The 18,667-nt window shown below is 71.2% G+C and carries 21 protein-coding genes; 6 read left to right on the plus strand and 15 right to left on the minus strand.

The features are described from left to right. Positions 1–214: 214 nt before the first annotated feature. A complete protein-coding gene (gene dacB / locus ACZ4Z4_RS19940; RefSeq protein WP_468328626.1) occupies positions 215–1,723 on the minus strand; it encodes a D-alanyl-D-alanine carboxypeptidase/D-alanyl-D-alanine endopeptidase in 1,509 nt (502 codons plus the stop codon). Between the two features lie 124 nt (positions 1,724–1,847). Here dacB and ACZ4Z4_RS19945 point away from each other — a divergent pair, with 124 nt between their 5' ends. Together ACZ4Z4_RS19945 and ACZ4Z4_RS19950 are read left to right on the plus strand one after the other, a co-directional pair. After that, the gene (locus tag ACZ4Z4_RS19945; RefSeq protein WP_055568469.1) at positions 1,848–2,339 is read left to right on the plus strand and encodes an inorganic diphosphatase; all 492 of its coding nucleotides are present in this window, start codon (positions 1,848–1,850) and stop codon (positions 2,337–2,339) included. Between the two features lie 117 nt (positions 2,340–2,456). Then, the gene (locus ACZ4Z4_RS19950; RefSeq protein WP_468328628.1) at positions 2,457–4,130 is read left to right on the plus strand and encodes a threonine/serine exporter family protein; all 1,674 of its coding nucleotides are present in this window, start codon (positions 2,457–2,459) and stop codon (positions 4,128–4,130) included. Between the two features lie 92 nt (positions 4,131–4,222). Here the strand turns inward: ACZ4Z4_RS19950 and ACZ4Z4_RS19955 are convergent, their stop codons facing one another. The 8 genes from ACZ4Z4_RS19955 to ACZ4Z4_RS19990 form a co-directional block, all read right to left on the minus strand. Continuing rightward, positions 4,223–4,903 carry a DedA family protein gene (locus tag ACZ4Z4_RS19955; protein WP_468328630.1) on the minus strand — a complete coding sequence of 227 codons (681 nt, stop codon included), beginning with the start codon at positions 4,901–4,903 and terminating at the stop codon, positions 4,223–4,225. Positions 4,904–5,044: 141 nt separating this feature from the next. Then, entirely contained in the window at positions 5,045–5,806 is a 762-nt protein-coding gene (locus ACZ4Z4_RS19960) for a MerR family transcriptional regulator (RefSeq protein WP_468328632.1), read from the minus strand. A gap of 84 nt (positions 5,807–5,890) precedes the next feature. After that, positions 5,891–6,670: an ABC transporter permease gene (locus tag ACZ4Z4_RS19965; protein WP_468329432.1), complete on the minus strand. Its 780-nt coding sequence runs from the start codon at positions 6,668–6,670 to the stop codon at positions 5,891–5,893. An 8-nt stretch (positions 6,671–6,678) separates the two neighbouring features. Next, entirely contained in the window at positions 6,679–7,614 is a 936-nt protein-coding gene (locus ACZ4Z4_RS19970; protein ID WP_468329435.1) for an ATP-binding cassette domain-containing protein, read from the minus strand. A gap of 82 nt (positions 7,615–7,696) precedes the next feature. Further along, positions 7,697–8,338, minus strand: a complete 642-nt coding sequence (locus ACZ4Z4_RS19975) for a PadR family transcriptional regulator (protein ID WP_468328634.1) — start codon at positions 8,336–8,338, stop codon at positions 7,697–7,699. Between the two features lie 32 nt (positions 8,339–8,370). Beyond that, the gene (locus ACZ4Z4_RS19980; protein ID WP_468328636.1) at positions 8,371–8,922 is read right to left on the minus strand and encodes a DinB family protein; all 552 of its coding nucleotides are present in this window, start codon (positions 8,920–8,922) and stop codon (positions 8,371–8,373) included. Between the two features lie 147 nt (positions 8,923–9,069). Beyond that, on the minus strand, positions 9,070–10,527 hold the full coding sequence (locus ACZ4Z4_RS19985; RefSeq protein WP_468328638.1) for an aldehyde dehydrogenase family protein: 1,458 nt from the start codon (positions 10,525–10,527) through the stop codon (positions 9,070–9,072). A 78-nt stretch (positions 10,528–10,605) separates the two neighbouring features. Continuing rightward, a complete protein-coding gene (locus ACZ4Z4_RS19990) occupies positions 10,606–11,469 on the minus strand; it encodes a helix-turn-helix domain-containing protein (protein WP_362997269.1) in 864 nt (287 codons plus the stop codon). A gap of 312 nt (positions 11,470–11,781) precedes the next feature. Between ACZ4Z4_RS19990 and ACZ4Z4_RS19995 the strand changes: the two genes are divergently transcribed. Continuing rightward, on the plus strand, positions 11,782–12,270 hold the full coding sequence (locus tag ACZ4Z4_RS19995) for an ATP-binding protein (RefSeq protein WP_468328640.1): 489 nt from the start codon (positions 11,782–11,784) through the stop codon (positions 12,268–12,270). A 58-nt stretch (positions 12,271–12,328) separates the two neighbouring features. On the opposite strand, the gene ACZ4Z4_RS20000 is transcribed toward ACZ4Z4_RS19995, so the two are convergent. The 5 genes from ACZ4Z4_RS20000 to rpmG all read right to left on the minus strand — a co-directional run bounded on the left by ACZ4Z4_RS20000 (position 12,329) and on the right by rpmG (position 14,762). After that, positions 12,329–12,568, minus strand: a complete 240-nt coding sequence (locus tag ACZ4Z4_RS20000) for a DUF397 domain-containing protein (protein WP_223775964.1) — start codon at positions 12,566–12,568, stop codon at positions 12,329–12,331. Positions 12,569–12,916: 348 nt separating this feature from the next. Then, on the minus strand, positions 12,917–13,153 hold the full coding sequence (rpsR, locus tag ACZ4Z4_RS20005) for a 30S ribosomal protein S18 (protein WP_468328642.1): 237 nt from the start codon (positions 13,151–13,153) through the stop codon (positions 12,917–12,919). A gap of 3 nt (positions 13,154–13,156) precedes the next feature. Then, the gene (locus ACZ4Z4_RS20010) at positions 13,157–14,287 is read right to left on the minus strand and encodes a CobW family GTP-binding protein (RefSeq protein ID WP_468328644.1); all 1,131 of its coding nucleotides are present in this window, start codon (positions 14,285–14,287) and stop codon (positions 13,157–13,159) included. A gap of 59 nt (positions 14,288–14,346) precedes the next feature. Next, positions 14,347–14,592 carry a type B 50S ribosomal protein L31 gene (locus tag ACZ4Z4_RS20015; protein ID WP_468328646.1) on the minus strand — a complete coding sequence of 82 codons (246 nt, stop codon included), beginning with the start codon at positions 14,590–14,592 and terminating at the stop codon, positions 14,347–14,349. 5 nt (positions 14,593–14,597) lie between these two features. Beyond that, entirely contained in the window at positions 14,598–14,762 is a 165-nt protein-coding gene (gene rpmG / locus ACZ4Z4_RS20020; RefSeq protein WP_362997281.1) for a 50S ribosomal protein L33, read from the minus strand. A 71-nt stretch (positions 14,763–14,833) separates the two neighbouring features. Here rpmG and rpmB point away from each other — a divergent pair, with 71 nt between their 5' ends. The 3 genes from rpmB to ACZ4Z4_RS20035 all read left to right on the plus strand — a co-directional run bounded on the left by rpmB (position 14,834) and on the right by ACZ4Z4_RS20035 (position 15,979). Beyond that, the gene (rpmB, locus tag ACZ4Z4_RS20025) at positions 14,834–15,070 is read left to right on the plus strand and encodes a 50S ribosomal protein L28 (RefSeq protein ID WP_468328648.1); all 237 of its coding nucleotides are present in this window, start codon (positions 14,834–14,836) and stop codon (positions 15,068–15,070) included. Further along, entirely contained in the window at positions 15,070–15,375 is a 306-nt protein-coding gene (gene rpsN, locus ACZ4Z4_RS20030; protein WP_468328650.1) for a 30S ribosomal protein S14, read from the plus strand. Before rpmB ends, rpsN begins: the two co-directional genes overlap by 1 nt. Before the next feature lie 64 nt (positions 15,376–15,439). Continuing rightward, complete coding sequence (locus ACZ4Z4_RS20035; protein WP_468328652.1) at positions 15,440–15,979, plus strand: hypothetical protein; 540 nt, start codon at positions 15,440–15,442, stop codon at positions 15,977–15,979. Positions 15,980–16,009: 30 nt separating this feature from the next. On the opposite strand, the gene ACZ4Z4_RS20040 is transcribed toward ACZ4Z4_RS20035, so the two are convergent. Further along, positions 16,010–18,661, minus strand: a complete 2,652-nt coding sequence (locus ACZ4Z4_RS20040; RefSeq protein WP_468328654.1) for an FUSC family protein — start codon at positions 18,659–18,661, stop codon at positions 16,010–16,012. Between the last annotated feature and the right edge of the window lie 6 nt (positions 18,662–18,667).

Raw genomic sequence — 18,667 nt, forward strand, 5'->3', positions numbered from 1 at the left:
AGCCGTCCGGGGGGGTGGGTTGTGCGCTGTGTCCCCGGTGCGGGGCCGATGTGGCTTGGCGCGCCCACGCGGCGGAGCCGCACACGGACACAGTCCCGCGCCCCTGGCCCACCCGACTTGCCCCCAGCCGTCCCTGGCTGCCCCGGCTTGCCCCGAGCCGTCTCGGGGGACCGGGCCTCGTGGCCCGGCGTCCGGGACGGGTGTGAGCTCGGTGCTAGCGGCAGCCGCAGTTCGCCACTGTGGAGGCCATGTGGTCCAGGGCCGTCTGGGCGGCTTGGGGGTCCGTTGTGCCTGTGGTCATGAAGGCGAAGAGGAGGAGGCGGCCGTCGGCGTCGACGACTGTGCCCGCGAGGGTGTTCACGCCGGTCAGGGTGCCGGTCTTGGCGCGGACCAGGCCCGTGCCCGGGGAGTCCTTCGGGTAGCGGTCGACCAGCGTGCCGGTGAAGCCGGCCACCGGCAGGCCCGTCACCACGGAGCGCAGTTCGGGGCGGCCCGGGTCCGCGGCGTGGTCCAGGAGGGCCGCCAGGAGCTCGGCGGAGGCGCGGTCGGCGCGGTCCAGGCCGCTGCCGTCGGCGAACTCCGCCCCGGAGAGGGGCAGGCCCAGCTTCTGCAAGCGGGCCCGGACCGCCCTGCCCGCGCCGTCGAAGCTCGCCGGCTCCTTCGCCGCGATGGCCGTTTGGCGGGCCAGCGCCTCCGCGATGTCGTTGTCGCTGTGCGTCAGCATCCGCTCGACGAGCGAGGACAGGGGCGGCGACTCGACCTTCGCGAGGGACTCGGCCCGGTCCGACGCCTTGGAGGGGGTCGGAGCGGCGTCCGGGGCGGGTTCGGTTTCGATGCCGTGGTCCTTGAGGAAGCCCGCGAACTTCTTCGTCGCCTCGGCCGCCGGGTCACCCGCGCGCGGGGCGGGCCCGCTGGAGGAGTCGTCCAGGCGCCCCTCGTCGGCCATCAGGGCGCTGACCGGCGTGATGTTCTCGTTGGGACCGATGACGTGCTGCGGAGGGCCGGAGTACAGCGACGTGTCGTACGAGAGTTTGATCTTGTCGATGCCGCGGCTCTTGAGGGCGCGCGCCGTCTCCTCGGCGAGCCCCCGAAGGCTCGCCGCCGTGTCCGTGTAGCGGCCCTCCTTGCGGGCCGTCAGCGTGGGGTCACCGCCGCCGACCAGGACGACGTCCGGCGCACCGGAGGAGTTCGGCTCCAGCATCGTCTTCGTGGCGATGCGGTGGTCGGGGCCCAGCGCCGACAGCGCCGCCACCCCGGTCGCGATCTTGATCGTCGACGCGGGGGTCAGGCCGTCGCCCGCGTTCTTGCCGTACACCCGCTTGCCGGAGGCCGCGTCGAGCACGACGGCCGACCGCTTCGGGCCGAGCGCCGGGTCCTTCAGGAGCGGATCGAGGACCTCCGCGAGGGCGCGGTCCGTCGGCCTGGGTGCCGTGCCCGCGGGCGCGCCGAGCCCGGCGAGCACGGACGGGGCGCTCGGCGCGGCGTCCGGCGCGCCACCCGGCGCGCCACCGGCGTGATCTGCGCCACCCCAGGCCTCCTGGGAAGCAGCCCGGTCCCGCTCCGCCGTACGCTGACCGGAGGAGTCCCAAGGGCCGGCCGCGGCCACCGCCCCGGCCGCGATGACCAGGCCGAAGGTGGCGGCACCAGCCGTGAGCTGCAAGGTCGTGAGCTTGCCGGAGAACCCGGCGAGCTTGTCGGCGGCAGGCTTGGACAGCTGTCTCAAAAGCTGTCGAGGCCGCTGCCAAGGCTTGAGCTCCGGCACGACGACCAGCCCCTTTCGCGATCACACATCTGCGTGAGGGACACTTAATCACCCGAAGTATGTGCTGATCATGGAGGAGCCACCCGTGGAGTTCGACGTCACCATCGAGATTCCGAAGGGTTCGCGGAACAAGTACGAGGTGGACCACGAGACCGGCCGGATCCGTCTGGACCGTCGCCTCTTCACGTCGACCAGCTACCCCGCGGACTACGGCTTCGTCGAGAACACCCTCGGCGAGGACGGTGACCCGCTGGACGCCCTGGTCATCCTGGACGAGCCGACCTTCCCCGGCTGCCTCATCAAGTGCCGCGCGATCGGCATGTTCCGGATGACCGACGAGGCGGGCGGCGACGACAAGCTGCTCTGCGTCCCGGCCTCGGACCCGCGCGTGGAGCACCTGCGCGACATCCACCACGTCTCCGAGTTCGACCGCCTGGAGATCCAGCACTTCTTCGAGGTCTACAAGGACCTGGAGCCCGGCAAGTCCGTCGAGGGCGCCGACTGGGTCGGCCGCACGGACGCCGAGGCCGAGATCGAGCGTTCCTACAAGCGCTTCAAGGACGAGGGCGGCCACTGAGCCAGTCGTTACGGACGGGCCGCGTGACCCCAGGGGTCACGCGGCCCGTTCGTGTATCTGTGCCCATACTGGCCATACGGAGGGTGCGTACGAGTCGTATGAGAAGTGAGGGCATCAGTGGCCGAACAGGAGGCCGAGGACCGTAAGCCTCAGTCGGACGAGGCCCGCAGCGCGTTCGCGCAGCCCAGCGGGGTGATGCCGCAACCACCGGCCCTTGAGGACGAGTCCCAGACGACATCCGAGTTCGCCATCCCCACGGGCCTCGCGACGCCGTCCGCGACGACCCAGGAGACGGACAAGTCGGCGTTCACCACGCCGCACACCTACAGCGCGCGGAACGCCCCACAGGCCTTCACGCCCGCGCAGGGCATACCCCTGGTGAAGCTCACCAAGGACGTGCCCTGGCAGGACCAGATGCGCACCATGCTGCGCATGCCGGTCACCGAGCGTCCCGCCACGGAGGCCGCGCAGAAGCAGGAGGACGAGGCCGGGCCCGCCGTGCCGCGCGTGCTCGACCTGACGCTCCGTATCGGCGAGCTGCTGCTTGCGGGCGGCGAGGGCGCCGAGGACGTGGAGGCGGCGATGTTCGCCGTCTGCCGCTCGTACGGCCTGGACCGCTGCGAGCCGAACGTGACGTTCACGCTCCTGTCGATCTCGCACCAGCCCTCGCTGGTGGACGACCCCGTCACGGCCTCCAGGACGGTACGCCGCCGGGGCACGGACTACACACGTCTGGCGGCGGTCTTCCACCTGGTGGACGACATCAGCGACCCCGAGATCGAGGTCTCCCTGGAGGAGGCCTACCGCCGTCTCGCGGGCATTCGGCGTAACCGTCACCCCTACCCCGGCTGGGCGCTCACGGCGGCCAGCGGCCTCCTCGCGGGCTCCGCGTCCGTGCTGGTCGGCGGTGGTGCGCTGGTCTTCCTGGTGGCCGCTGTCGGCGCGATGCTCGGCGACCGGCTCGCCTGGCTCTGCGCGGGGCGCGGGCTGCCGGAGTTCTACCAGTTCGTGGGTGCCGCGATGCCGCCCGCCGGGATGGGAGTGGCGCTCAGCTTCGTGCACACCGAGGCGTCCATGGCCTCGGCGGTGATCACCGGTGGGCTCTTCGCGCTGATACCTGGGCGGGCCCTGGTGGCGGGCGTGCAGGACGGCCTGACCGGCTACTACATCACCGCTGCCGCACGCCTTCTTGAGGTCATGTACCTGATCGTGGGCATCGTCTGCGGCGTACTGCTCGTGCTGTCGCTCGGCGTGATGCTCGACGCGACGAATCTGACCCCGGAGACGAAGTTCGGCGTGACGTCGTCGCGGCCGGTCATCCAGATCCTGGCGTCGATGGCGCTGAGTCTCGCCTTCGCGATCCTGCTCCAGCAGGAACGTAACACCGTGCTGATGGTGACCCTGAACGGCGGCGTCGCCTGGGTGATGTTCGGCGCCCTGGCGCAGACCCCGCTGGAGCTCTCGCCCGTCGCGGCGACGGCCGTCGCGGCCGGTCTGGTGGGCCTCTTCGGGCAGCTCTTCTCGCGCTACCGGTTCGCGTCGTCACTGCCTTATGTGACCGCCGCGATCGGCCCGCTGCTGCCCGGCAGCGCGACGTACTTCGGGCTGCTCGCCCTGGCGCAGAACGACCTCAACACGGGCATGAACTCGCTCACCAGGGCCGTCGCGACGGCGCTGGCCATCGCGATCGGCGTGAACCTGGGGAGCGAGGTCTCCCGGCTGATCCTGAAGGTGCCGGGGGCCGCGTCGGCGGCGAATCGCCGTGCGGCGAAGCGGACGAGGGGCTTCTGACCCTGCGGGTCGGGCGGGGGCGGGGTGGTGGTTCGGGGGCTCTGCCCCCGGGCCCCCGGTCCTCAAACGCCGGACGGGCTGAAACCCCTGCCCTAGCGCTTCGCGTGGCGGCCGCGCTGTGCCGTCGAGGCGCCTTCCGCTCCCGCCGCCTTCTTGGACTTGCTGCGGGCCCGCAGGAACTCGATGGCGATCGGCACCACCGAGATGAGGACGATCAGGATGAGGATCGCCTCGATGTTCTTGTGCACGAACTCGATGTTGCCGAGCCAGGCGCCGAGCAGCGTGACGCCCGCGCCCCACAGGACGCCGCCGATGATGTTGAACGTGATGAACGAGCGGTACCGCATGCCGGAGACGCCGGCGATGATCGGCGTGAACGTCCGCACGATCGGCACGAAGCGGGCCAGGACCAGGGACTTCGGGCCGTACTTCTCGAAGAAGTCGTGGGCCTTGACCACGTTCTCCTGCTTGAAGAGCTTGGAGTCCGGGCGGTTGAAGAGCGCGGGGCCGACCTTCTTGCCGAAGAGGTAACCCGCCTGGTCGCCGAGGATCGCGGCGATGCAGATCAGCACGCAGGCCAGCCAGAGCGGGGTGTCCAGCTTGTCCGTGGTGATCAGCAGGCCCGTGGTGAACAGCAGGGAGTCACCGGGCAGGAAGAAGCCGATCAGCAGGCCCGACTCGGCGAAGACGATCACCAGCAGGCCCCAGAGGCCGAACTGGTTGAGCAGGTAATCCGGATCCAACCAGCTTGGTCCGAGCGCAAGCGTCGTCACGGTTCCGGGCTCCTGAGGGTGAGGGGGCGGTGCGGCGGCGGGTGCAGCCGCCCAAAGTTATCAACGCCAGGCGCCCCGGCCGGGTTCCACTCCCCTTCTCGGCCCGCACTGTGCGGAAACTGCAACCACTCCGTGCGGCCGTCACCCGCCGTCGCGGGCCGCGTTCGCCAGGATCGCGTCCCGCAGGTAGACGGCGAGGCCGGGCCGGATCGCCTCGTAGAAGGCCGTGAACCGCTCGTCGGCGACGTACATCTCGCCGAGACAGACGTGCATCTCACGCGGGCACGCGTAGTGGTTCGCCGTGATGAAGCGACGGTGTGCCTCCGCTGCGTCCATGGCCTCCGGGGAGTGTGCGGGTACCCCCTGGGCGAGCAGGTCACCCACGCGCGCGTGGACCGCGTTCAGCTCGTCGTTGATCCGCTTCCAGTCGTCCTTCGTGTACGAGGCGGTCCTGCGCTGCGACTCCCGGTAGGCCTCCGTGTCGCCCCAGCGCTGCTCGGCCTCTTCCGCGTACTGCTCGGGATCGTGGTCTCCGAAGACCTCGAACTTCTCCTCGGGCGTGAGGTTGATGCCCATCTTCTTCGCCTCCATGGCGGTCTCGACGGCGGCGGCCATCTCCTGGAGCTTGTGGATCCGCGCGGTCAGCAGCTCGTGCTGGCGGCGCAGATGGACCCGCGGGTCCGCTTCCGGGTCGTCCAGGAGGGCCGCCACCTCGTCGAGGGGGAAGCCGAGCTCTCGGTAGAACAGGATCTGCTGCAACCGGTCGAGGTCCGAGTCGCTGTAGCGCCGGTGTCCCGCGTGGTTGCGCCCGCCGGGCACGAGCAGGCCGATCTCGTCGTAGTGGTGCAGCGTGCGCACCGTCACTCCGGTGAAACCGGCGACCTGTCCTACGGAGTAGGTCATGGCTTCCGCCCTTCTTCTCTCGGTACGCGGATCAGCCTGCGTCCTCACGTCGCGTGAGGTGCAAGCCGGCCGCCGAAACCGCCCCTACTTGCTGAGCGCCCCGAACCTCCGTACCGCCAGCGGCAGGAAGATCCCCACGAGCACCAGCGGCCACAGCACCGCCAGGAGCCCCGCGTTCTCGGCCGCCCAGGAGGTGCCCGTCACTCCCGGATCGTTGCCGAAGAGGTCGCGGACGGCGGTGGCCGTCGCCGACATCGGGTTCCACTCGACCGCGGCGCCCAGCCAGTCCGGCATGTTCTGCGGCACCGTGAAGGCGTTGGAGAGGAAGCCGACCGGCCAGACCAGGATCTGCACGGCCATGACCAGCTCGGGCTTGCCCGCGACCATCGCGAGGTGGATGCCGAGCCACAGCATCGCGAACCGCAGCATCATCAGCAGCCCCACGGCCCCGAGCACCGCCCCGAACGAGCCGTGCCAGCGCCAGCCGATCGTGAGCCCCACGCCCATCATGACCAGGAGCGAGACGAAGGACTGGAGCATGTCGGCGACCGACCGGCCGACCAGCACCGCGCCGTTGGCCATCGGCATGGAGCGGAAGCGGTCGATCACGCCCTTGTTGAGGTCCTGGGTGACCGCGACCATCGTCGCGTCCAGGCCGAAGACCATCGTCAGCGCGAACATGCCGGGCACGAGGAACTCGGCGTACTCCCCCGCGATGCCCTTTCCGCCGCCGATCAGATAGGTGAACATCAGCAGCATCATCACCGGGAAGACGAGGCCGACGAGGACCTGCACCGGCTGCCGCGCCCAGTGGGCGAGTTCGCGCCGCGTCATGGTCCAGGAGTCGGTCGCGGCCAGACTCATCGACGTACTCACACGCTCTCCTTCGTACGCTCCGTCAGGCTCAGGAAGACCTCGTCCAGGGTGGGCCTGCGCAGCGCCACGTCCTCCGCGTCGATGCCGGCGTCCCGCAGGGCCCGCACGACGCCCGTGAGGGCCTCCATGCGGTCCGTGACGGGCGCGGACGCCAGGCGGCGGTCCGCGTCCACCGTGGCGCCCGGGGGCAGCAGGGCGGCCGTACGGTCCAGTTGGGCCGCGTCGCGCACCACCACGTCGATCCGGTCGCCGCCCAGCTTCGCCTTGAGGTCGTCCGCCGTGCCCTCCGCGATGACGCGGCCCTCGTCGATGACCGACATGCGGTCGGCCAGCTGGTCCGCCTCTTCGAGGTACTGCGTGGTCAGGAGCACGGTGGTGCCGCCGCCGACCAGCGAGCGCACCGAGTTCCACACCTCGGCGCGGCCACGCGGGTCCAGGCCCGTGGTGGGCTCGTCCAGGAAAAGCACCTCCGGGTCCGTGATGAGGGAGGCCGCGAGGTCCAGGCGGCGCCGCATGCCGCCGCTGTACTGCTTGACCGCCTTGCGTCCGGTGTCCGCGAGACCGAACCGCTCCAGGAGCTCGTCGGCCCGCACGCGCGCGTGGCGGGCGCCCAGGTGGTAGAGCCGCCCGAACATGTCCAGGTTCTGCCGCCCGCTCAGCTCCTCGTCCACCGCGGCGTGCTGGCCGAGCAGGCCGATGCGCCTGCGCACCTCGTCGGGCCTGCGCCGCACGTCCTGCCCGGCGACCTCCACGCGCCCCTCGTCGGCCCGCAGGAGGGTGGCGAGCATCCGCACCGCCGTGGTCTTGCCCGCGCCGTTCGGCCCCAGCACCCCGTGCACGGTGCCGCGCTCCACCCGCAGGTCGAGGCCGTTCAGCGCCTTCTTCTGCCCGTACGCCTTGTGTGCGCCCTCTACGACGATCGCGTCCGTCATCCGGCTCCCCTCGCTGATCATCTAGTCAAAGTTGACTACAAGGAGGGACGGTAACCCGAGTCTTGGGGTTCGTCAAACTTGATTAGTGGTTGCGCTCCGCGGGCTCGCTCCCCGCCGCGTACGGATTCTCCTGATCCTCGGCGAGCACCCCTACGAAGGGCTCGCCCTCGCCCGAGAAGGTGTAGGCGCCCGCCTCGATGCGGGCGATCAGGCCCCTGGTCCACTCCGCGCCCGTGTCGGCCGAGTGCACCCAGTAGTTCATGATCTCGCCGATGTGCCCGAGCTGTCCGGGGCCGTCCTCCGGCGTGTAGTACTCCGTGACGGAGGTGCGCCACTCCTCGATGCGGCGCACCCGCTCCTTGAGCAGGGCCACGGCCTCCTCACGCGGCAGGTCCACGACGAACCCGATCCCCGTCGTGAGGACGTCGGGCCGCTGGTCGTACGTGGTCAAGGACTCACGGAGCAGGGAGAAGTACTCCTCCGTACCCTTCTCCGTGACCTCGTACTCGGTGCGCGGCGGGCCGCCGGCGGTGGAGGGCGCGACCTCGTGCGCGACCAGGAAGCCCTGCTTCGCCAGCTGCTTCAGGGCGTGGTAGATCGAGCCGGGTTTGGCGTTGGACCACTCGTGGGCGCCCCAGAACTCCAGGTCGTTGCGGACCTGATAGCCGTGGGCGCGGCCGTGCATGCGCACCGCCCCCAGAACCAGCAGCCGGATCGCTGACATGTACCGCGCCCTTCCACTCAGCCCCCGGGTCTTCAACTTTGACTAGGGTATCCCTGGTCCAGCGCCACCAGCTCGAAGGCCGTCTTTCCGTCGAGGGATTCGCGGATGATGTCGGCGTGGCCCGCGTGCCGGCCGATCTCCTCGACCAGGTGCAGCATCAGCCAACGCATCGACACCGCGCCGCCCGCCGGGAACCACGGCGCCTCGGGCAGCGGGAACGTGTCGTCGAGGCTCGGCACCGCGCGGATGAAGTCCTCGGTCTCGCGGGCGACCTCGTCCCAGAAGGCCAGCGTCCCGGCGAGCGTCTCGCCCTCCACGAGGCGGAAGCTGTCGCCCCAGGTCGCCTCCGTGCGCGCCTTCTCGTTGGGCTTCTGCTGGGCCAGGCGCAGCCACAGCAGCTCCGTCTCCGCGACGTGCTTGACGAGGCCGCCGAGCGTCAGCTCGCTGGCGCTCGGGCGGGCGTTCGCCTGTTCGTCGGTCAGGCCGAGCACCGAGCGGCGGACGCCGCCGCGCTGGGCCTCCACGAAGGCGATGAGGGCACCGCGCTCGTCTCCCCTGGCTTCCGCGCTGACGTGAGTGACCATGGTGTCCGCCTATTCTCCGGCCCGCCGCCGCGGGCTGTTCCGCCGGGCCTTCCGCCCGGCTTTCCGACACCACAGACGCTACGGAGCCTTGCGGTCAGGTTCTGTCCGCAAGGCTCCGAGGGCGAGGAAATGTCAGAAGAGGAAATGTCAGAACGGGAAGCGGGACCTGCCGTGCTGCACCGAGATCCACTTCTGGGTGGTGAAGGCGTCCACCGTCGACTCGCCGTTCAGCCGTCCCACGCCGGAGTTCTTCTCGCCGCCGAAGGGCACGATCGGCTCGTCGTGCACCGTGCCGTCGTTCACGTGGATCATGCCGGTCCTGACGCGCTTGGCGACGCGCACGCCGCGCTCGACGTCGGCGGTGTGCACCGCGCCGCTCAGGCCGTACGGCGTGTCGTTGGCGATGCGGACGGCCTCGTCCTCGCCGTCGAAGGGCAGCAGCAGGGCGACCGGGCCGAAGATCTCCTGGCTCAGGACGGGGGAGCCGGCCGGCAGGTCCGTGAGGACCGAGGGGGCGACGAGGTTGCCCTCCGTCCGCCCGTGCAGCAGGGCCTTCGCGCCGGCGGCGACGGCCTGGTCGACGACGGCCGTGACGGCGTCGGCCTGCGAGGAGTTGATGAGCGGGCCGATGTGGGTGCCCGGGTCGGCCGGGTCGCCGACCTTCAGGCCCGCGACCTTGGCGACGAACTTCTCGGTGAACTCGTCCGCGACGGACCGGTCGACGAGGATGCGGTTGGCGGCCATGCAGACCTGGCCCTGGTGGACGAAGCGGCTGAAGACCGCCGCGTCCACTGCGTAGTCGAGGTCGGCGTCGTCCAGGACGATCAGCGCGCTGTTGCCGCCCAGCTCCAGGATCGAGCGCTTGAAGTGCGAGGCGCAGACCGTGGCGACGTGGCGGCCCACGCGGTCCGAGCCGGTGAACGAGATGATGCCCGGCACCGGGTGCTCGATCAGGGCGTCGCCTATCTCGGCTATGTCCGTGATGACGACGTTGAGCAGGCCGGCCGGCAGTCCGGCGTCCTCGAAGACCTTGGCCACGAGGGCGCCGCCGAGCACCGGCGCGTTCTGGTGCGGCTTGAGGACGACCGCGTTGCCCAGGGCGAGGGCCGGGGCGACGGACTTGATCGAGAGCAGGAACGGGAAGTTGAAGGGGCTGATCACCCCGACCACGCCCACCGGGACGCGGTAGAGGCGGTTCTCCTTGCCGTCGTCCGGCGAGGGCAGGACGCGGCCCTCGGCGCGCAGCGCGAGGTGGACCGACTCGCGCAGGAACTCCTTGGTGAGGTGGATCTCGAAGGCCGCCTTGAGCCGGGTGCCGCCCAGCTCGGCGATGATCGCCTCGGTGATCTCCTCCTCGCGGTCCTCGACGATCCGCAGGGCGCGCTCGAACACCGCGCGCCGGGTGTAGGGGTTGGTCTCGGCCCAGTCCCGCTGGGCGCGCTCGGCGGCGCGGTAGGCCTGGTCGACCTCGTCGGCCGTGGCGACCGTGATGGACGCCAGCTTCTCCCCGTCGTACGGATTGAAGTCGATGATGTCCCAGGAGCCCGACCCGGCCTTCCACTCCCCGTCGATGTACTGATGAGCCAGGTCGGTGAAGAAGGACATGAGACGGACCCCTTGCCGCGGCAGCGGACGGCCGCAAACGGAAGCAGACACCTGATCTCACGTCATAGTACTTATGTTTCAGGTGAGTTGAAGCAGTCCGCGGAGAAGATCCCGGCTCCCGACCGGATCCGGGCTGTCCTTCTGGAGCTGGGCCACGACCCTTTCGTACTGGGCCACTTCCTCGGCCTTGTCGAGATAGAGCGCGCCGGTGAGCTGCTCCACGTACACGACGTCGGAGAGGTCGGACTCCGGGAAGCTCAGCATCGTGAAGGCGCCGCTCTCGCCCGCGTGCCCGCCGAAGCTGAACGGCATCACCTGGAGGGTGACGTTCGGACGCTCGGAGATCTCGATGAGGTGCTGGATCTGACCCCTCATCACCTCTCGGTCCCCGTAAGGACGTCGGAGCGCGGCCTCGTCCAGTACGCAGTGGAAGCGGGGCGCGTGCTCGGAGGCGAGGAGCTTCTGGCGCTCCAGGCGCAGCGCGACGCGCCGCTCGATCTCGGCCTTGCTCGCGCCCTTCATGCCGCGCGCGACGACCGCGTGGGCGTACGCCTCGGTCTGCAACAGGCCGTTGACGAACTGGACTTCGTAGACGCGGATGAGCGAGGCGGCGCCCTCCAGGCCGATATATGTCTGGAACCATCCGGGCAGGACGTCCGAGTAACTGTGCCACCAGCCGGTGAGGTTGGCCTCTTTGGCGAGCGAGAGGAGTGCGCCGCGCTCGGCCTCGTCGGTGACGCCGTAGAGCGTCAGGAGATCCTCGACGTCCCTGGACTTGAAGCTCACCCGTCCCAACTCCATGCGGCTGATCTTCGATTCGGAGGCGCGGATCGAGTATCCGGCCGCTTCACGGGTGATGCCGCGGGACTCTCTGAGCCGCCTCAGCTGCGAGCCCAGCAGGATGCGCCGTACCACCGAGCCGCTCGACTCCCCTGCGGTCACTTCGCTCAATCCTCCCGATCGACTGGAAGCCAGCAGTCTGCCATTAAACGCTCCGGGCCGTACACGTCCGGTTACAGAAATGGAAAGGGGCCGAAAGGTCTCCAGAAGAAACCGTAGGAAGAAATGGGCAAGAAGTGCACGGGAACGACCAAGTCCGGCGCGTGCACGTGCATCTGCCCTTGCATCTGCTGTGCGCATTCGGAACCATGGTCCGCGCGCCACTGCTGTACCGACCGCGTACCACCGCACCATCGGCGACCGACCGCGCCACCGCTCCATCGCTACGTACCGCGAAACCGGGGAGTGCCTCGCATGGGGACGAATGGATCGACCATGCTCGAGCCGTTAAGGCAGGGGCTACCTCCGATCGACCCCTCCGCGGTCTCCGACGCGGCCTCCGTCGCCCTCCCCGCCCGCTACGAAGCGGTGGGCAGCGCACGCCGGTTCACCCGGCAGACGCTCTGCCAGTGGGACCTCGACGACAGGTTCGACGACATCGCGCTCGTGGTCTCCGAACTCGTCACCAACGCACTGCGCCACGCGCTGCCCGCGGACACCCCGCGCGACCAGCAGGAGCCGCCCGTCCGGCTGCACCTGATGCACTGGGCGACCCGCCTCGTGTGCGCGGTGCGCGACCCCAGCGACGACAGCCCGGTCACGCGCGACACCGACGACGACTTCTCGGCGGAGTCGGGCCGGGGCCTGTTCCTCGTCGACTCATTCAGCGACAGCTGGGGCTGGCACCCGCTCGCCGGCGCGCTGCGCGGCAAGGTGGTCTGGGCGCTGTTCCGCCTGGGTTAAGGGGACAAGGCCCGCCTGAGTCGAGGGGTCAAGGGCCGCCTCGGTCGAGGGGAGCGGGTCAGCCGCCTATCAGGTGGTCGAACTCCCCGTCCTTCATCCCCAGCAGCATCGCCTCTATCTCGGCGCGCGTATAGACGAGCGCCGGGCCGTCCGGGAAGCGCGAGTTGCGCACGGCGACGTCGCCGCCCGGCAGCTTCGCGAACTCCACGCACGAGCCCTGCGAGTTGCTGTGTCTGCTCTTCTGCCAGACCACCCCGTGAAGCTCCGTGGCCGCCATGCCGTTAAACGCGTGGTGCACAGGTCGCTCCCCGGTGGTGCGGTGCCGTGAGTGGCTCTAGATGCAGTGGTCAACTGTCCCGGATCATAGCTGTGTTCACATGCGGATGCATGGGCAGATGCACGTGCACGCGGGGTGTTCCCGTGATTACAGCCGTGTCGGCGCCTCGTCGGCACCTCGTCGACCCGTCGGCACCTCGTCAGCCTGTCGATACCTCGTCAGCCTGTCGGTCCCTCGTACAGGAAGAGACGCACGCGGCGCCCTTCCTGTTCCCTCGGACACGAGCGGACACGAGCGGACACGAGACCGGCCTCCTGCCGGCACCCAGGGGCGCCGGCAGGAGGCCGGTGAGGGGAGAGCGAGGTCCGGTCAGCGAGGCGTCCCGTACGGCAGGAGCGCCATCTCGCGGGCGTTCTTGATCGCTGCGGCGATCCGCCGCTGCTGCTGGGCCGTCACACGCGTCACCCGTCGGCTGCGGATCTTGCCCCGGTCCGAGATGAACTTGCGGAGCAGATCCGTGTCCTTGTAGTCGACGTATGTGATCCCGGCCTGGTCCAGGGGGTTGGGCTTCGGCTTCTGCGGGCGCGAGGGCTTGCGCGGGGACAAGGGTCAGACCTCCAGGAGGGTGTCAAAGGCGGGGGGCAGGTGTTTCCAGGCGGCACGCCCTGCGGCGTACTCCTCGTCCGTCAGGAGGCAGGACTCCAGGACCTCTTCGAGCCCTTCGCGGTCCAGGCCCGGCGAGGTGAACACCAGGTGGTTGCAGCAGTCGCCGTGCTCCGGATGCCAGTCGAGGGCGGCGGCCGCGCGGCGCACCGGCGGCACCATCTCCCACGCGGCGTCCGGCAGCGAGGCCAGCCACGGCCCGGCGCTCTCGACGCAGAGCGCGCCGCCCGCCGCGTCCCACCCGAGCAGCGTGTCCGGGTGGTCGGCCAGCCAGAAGCGGCCCCGGCTGCGGGCGGCCGCGCAGGTCAGGTCCTCCAGCGCGTTGTAGAGCCGCTCCGGGTGGAACGGCCGCTCCCGATGCCATACGAGGGTGGAGACCCCGCACGCGTCGGCCTCGGTCGGCAGCAGCGCGCAGGCCGGGTGCTGCGCCGCGGCGGCCGCCTCGACGTCGAACCCGGTGAGCGCGGCGCGGGCCAGGCCGCCCTGCCCGATGAGCACCTGCCGGGCGGTCGGGTGGAGCTGGGCGAGCAGGGCGCGGTCCTCGTCGTCCGCCTCCGGGGAGTCGGTGACGGCGAGCACGGGCGCGTACTCCAGCTGGCGCGCCCAGGTGTCGGCGACGGTGCGCTGGTCGGTGGGGGCCGCGGCGAGCCCGGCCTCCATGAGGTCGTCCCCGTTGCCGAGGCAGGGCAGGAGCAGGGCGGGGTCGACGGCCGTGACCACGCCGCCGAGCACGAGGCCGTCGCCGCCGTGCGCGGCGACGACCTCTGCCATGGCCTTGGGCTCGACGGAGTCCCACAGCTCGACGACCGCGAGCCGGGTGAGCCCCGCGTCCGCGAGGCGGTCCAGCTCGGGCACGAGGTCCTCGCGGAGCGCGCAGCACGCGCAGTCGTTGACGAGCGGGGCGTCGCCGGTGGAGAGCACTCCGGTGACGTCGCGGACCGTGCGGACGACGGTGCCCGTCACGGCGGTCGACAGGTCGTGGTGCAGGGCCACGCTGCCGGGGACGGTGGCGAGCAGTTCGTCGACGGCCGCCTTGCGGGCGGCCGCGTGGAGGCCGGCGACGATCACGACGTCCATCCGGGGTGTCGTCCCGGGCGTCTCCCCCTCGGCCCGCGCGGGCCGGTCCGGGCCCGGCATCAGCGCTTGCCGAAGCGGCGCTCGAAGCGCTCGACGCGGCCGGCCGTGTCCAGTACGCGGGCCGTGCCCGTGTAGAAGGGGTGGCTCGCGGACGAGACCTCGACGTCGATGACGGGGTACGTACGCCCGTCCTCCCACTCGACCGTCTTCGCGCTGGTCGCGGTCGAACGGGTGAGGAAGGCGAAGCCGGCGGCCTTGTCGCGGAAGACGACGGGGCCGTAGGGCGGGTGGATGTCCTTGCGCATGGCGGTCAGCGCTCCTCTCGGAAGTCGACGTGGCGTCCTGCCATCGGGTCGTACTTGCGCAGCGTGAGGCGGTCGGGGTCGTTACGGCGGTTCTTGCGGGTCACGTAGGTGTAGCCGGTTCCCGCCGTGGAGCGGAGTTTGATGACGGGGCGGTGTTCGGTGCGGGCCATGTGGCTAGTATATGAAAATGACTCCCGTTTTCAACAGGGAGCCTTTTCCCTCTACCGAGAGGTGCGTCACCTTGTCCGCCCACTGCCAGCTGACCGGCGCGGAACCCCGCTTCGGCCACAACATCTCCCACTCCCACCGGCGGACGTCCCGCCGCTTCGACCCCAACGTCCAGCGCAAGCGGTACTGGCTGCCGAGCGAGGGGCGGTACGTGCGGCTGCGGCTCAGCACGAAGGGGATCAAGACCGTCGACAGCATCGGGATCGAGGCGGCCGTCGCCCGGATCCGTGCGCGTGGAGTGAGGATCTGATGGCCAAGAAGAGCAAGATCGCAAAGAACGAGCAGCGGCGCGTGATCGTCGCGCGGTACGCCGCGCGCCGGGCCGAGCTGAAGGAGATCATCCGCCGCCCCGGCACGGGCGCCGCCGAACGGCTCGCCGCGCGGAGGGAGTTGGCGCGCCAGCCGCGTGACGCGAGCGCGACGCGGGTGCGCAACCGGGACAGCGTCGACGGGCGCCCGCGTGGATACGTGGGGACCTTCGGACTGTCGAGGGTGAACCTGCGCGAGCAGGTGCACGCCGGATACCTTCCCGGCGTGCGCAAGTCCTCCTGGTAGTCGTAGTCGCCTTGGTGGCTTGACGCGCGATGGTGACCGAACCGGCTCTTCAGGGGGACTTCAAGTGCGCTCGTACGTCAACGGCCGGGCCCGTGCAGGTGCCGTGGCGGCCGGTCTGGTCGCTGCGCTGGTGCTGACGGGGTGTGGGGGCGGGGACGGCGGCGGTGGCGGCAGCAAGAAGGGTCGTGGGGCGCCCGGTTCGGGCTCTTCTGGTTCGGGCTCTTCTGGTTCGGACTCTTCTGGTTCGAGTTCTTCCGGCGGGTCTGACTCCGAGGCGTCCGAGGCCGAGGGCGGCAGCCTGGAAGGCTCGTGGGTCACCACGGCCGACGGGTCGCCGCTCGCCCTCGCCGTCACCGGGAAGACGGCGACCCTGCTCGGCGAGGACGTGCTGTGCAACGGCACCGTGGGCGGCCGGGCGGGCTCGCAGGTGATCAGCCTCAAGTGCCCGAAGGGGAAGGCGGACCGTACGACGGGACGCGTCGAGTCCGTGGACGGCAAGTCCATGACGGTCGCCTGGGAAGGCGTCGGCGAGGACGAGTTCCTGAAGACGCGGGGCGGCAAGCTGCCGGACGGGCTGCCCACGGCCGGTGCGCCTCAGCCCTGACCGATCCTCGCGCCCCCTCCTGGGGCGTGCTCAACGGGCCGTGGGCCCCGGGCCCTCCCCCGGGTTCCGCGGCCCGTCGGCGTCCGGCGGCTTCGTGCCGGAGCCGTCCACCAGCATCGGCGGCGGTGCCGTGTCCAGGGCGTCGGAGAACTCGTCCAGGGTCTCCAGGAGCAGGCCCGCTCCCCTGCGGACCACCCGGTCGGGGACGCCCTCGCCGTCCCACTCCTCCAGAGCCGTACGGACCGCGTCCCACTTGGGTACGCGGCGTTCGCGCACCGCCTTCGCGCCCTGCTCCGTCGACCTGCGCAGCGCCTCGGCCAGGCGGGCCGCCGCGGGCACGGGGGTGTCGCCGCGCTCCGGCAGGTGGGCCTCCATCAGCATGGCGACGCGGCCGAGTTGGGCGAGCGCCTCCTCCGCGTCGGCGGCCGCGGCGCGGGAGAGGCCGCGGTGGCGTACGGGCTCGTTCTTCGCCCGGTTCACCGCCTCCTGCCAGGCGACGCGGGCGTCGCGGGCCGCGAGCAGGGCCTCGCGCACGTCCGGGCAGGCCTTGCCCGCCGGGTGCGCGTAGCGGTCGACGACCGCGGCGGCGTACCGGCCGTCCGCGATCAGCCAGTCGGCGAGGCGGGTGCGCAGGCGCGGGGTCTCCCAGGCGGGGTAGAGCGCGTACGCGATCATCGCGAGGAGACCGCCGAGCAGGGTCAGGACCACGCGCTCCGGGACGGTCTGCGTCCACTGCTGGCCGCCCATGCCGAGCAGGAACACGACGTACGCGGACACGCAGGCCTGCGCCGCCACCTGGCCGGTGCGCATCAGCAGGTACATCATCCCGGCGCAGACCACGGCGAGCGCGGCGGAGAGCCCCGTGCCGGGGTGGGCCAGCTGGACGAGGCCCGTGGCGAGGGCGACACCGACGAGGGTGCCGCCGAACCGGGCCACGGCCCGGGAGTACGTCTGGGAGAAGTCGGGGCGCATCACCATGACGGACGCCATGGGGGCCCAGTAACCGTGCCCGAGGGGCAGCCAGTGCCCGAGGAGATACCCCGCGGCGGCCACCGACGTGACCCGGATCGCATGCCGTGTCACCGGCGAATCGTGCCGGAAGTCGTCCCGGACGGCCCGAAGGGCGGCAGGCACGAGAGCGAGGAGGCTGGGGCGGAGGAGGGGGGTGGGGGGCGGCGCTGCGGATGTGGATGTGGATGTGGGCGGCGCTGCGGATGTGGATGTGGGCGGTGCTGCGGATGTGGCGGGGGTGGTGGGGGCTTCGGGGCTTGCGGGGGTGTTGGGGCTCGTGTGGGTGTCGGGGCTCGCGGGGGCGGCGGGGGCGGGCGCGGTTACGGAGGGGTTGGGGGTGTCCGGGGCTGCGGGAGCCCCCGGGGCCGCGGCAGCGCCCGGGGCTGCGGGAACGCCCGGGGCTGCGGCAGCGCCCGGGGCCGTGGGAACGCCCGGGGCCGCGGGAGCCCCCGGGTCCGTGGGAACGCCCGGGGCCGCGGGAGCCCCCGGGTCCGTGGGAATGCCCGGGGCCGCGGCAGCATCCGGGTCCGTGGGAATGCCCGGGGCTGCGGCAGCGTCCGGGGCCGCGGGAACGCCCGGGGCTGCGGCAGCGCCCGGGGCCGCGGGAACGCCCGGGGCCGCGGGAGCGTCCGGGGCTGTGGGGGTGGCCGGCGTCGGCTCGGTCGGGGCGGGGGAGCGTGCGGGCTGGGTGTTGCCCGCTGTTTCCAGGACGTCCTTCAGGAGGGCGACCAGGCGGGTCGCCGCTCGGCCGGCCGGGCCCGTGAGGAGCGCGCCGGTGTCGGGGGTCTTGAGGGCGGCGAGGGCCGCCGGGGGGAGCTGGACCGGCGCGCCGTGCCGGATCGCCCGGGCCGCCGCGTCCAGCACCGCGCCCGCCGCCCCGAGGAGTTCGCGGACCCGGTCCCGCTCCTCGCCCTCCGGCGGTACGCCGACCGCCGGGTCCGCGAGGGAGGCCAGGACCGGACGGATGCGTTCGGCGACTCCTCGCGCGCCGTGCAGCTCCGCGGGGCGGGTGCGCGCCTGGCGCGGGGTGATCGTCGCCGCGTCGCGCGCCGCCATCAGGGGTTCCGGGTCGAACGGGGCCACCGGGTCGTGGCGGAGCCTGCGGGCGTAGTCCGCCTCCGCGGCCAGCGCGTCCGCCAGCGCGTCCCGGTGGGCGCCCCATCTGCGTACCGGAAAGAGGATGACCAGAGCCGCCTGCACGCAGCCGCCGACGATCATCATCGCCGCGTGGCCCGCCGCCGCGGCGACCGACGTGGGGATCGTGACCGTCACCAGCATGATCGCGACGTTGGACGACGCGATGATGCCGACCGTGGGACCCGCCGCCCAGCTCAGTCCGGCCAGGAAGGTCCAGAGGCCGAGCAGCGCGAGGAAGAGGAGCAGGTGGGAGCCGGTGAGGTAGCCGAGGAAGGTCGAGACGGCGAGGCTCGTGCCGGAGGCGAGCGCGAGCTCGGGCCGCGGCCGCCAGCTGCGCTGGAACGTGGCGATGGCCGCCTGGAACGCCCCGAACGCGGAGCTCGCGGCCACCGCGGGACCGAACAGGGTGAGGCTGACCCCGATGATGATCGCCAGGCCGGCGGCGCCGCGCAGGGCGACCAGCGGCTCAAGGCGTTTGCGCTCGACGGTCAGACCCGAGCGAGCTGTCTCTTTCAGCGCGCGGAGCCAGGTCACTCTGTG

The organism is Streptomyces sp. NPDC030245 (assembly GCF_055572995.1).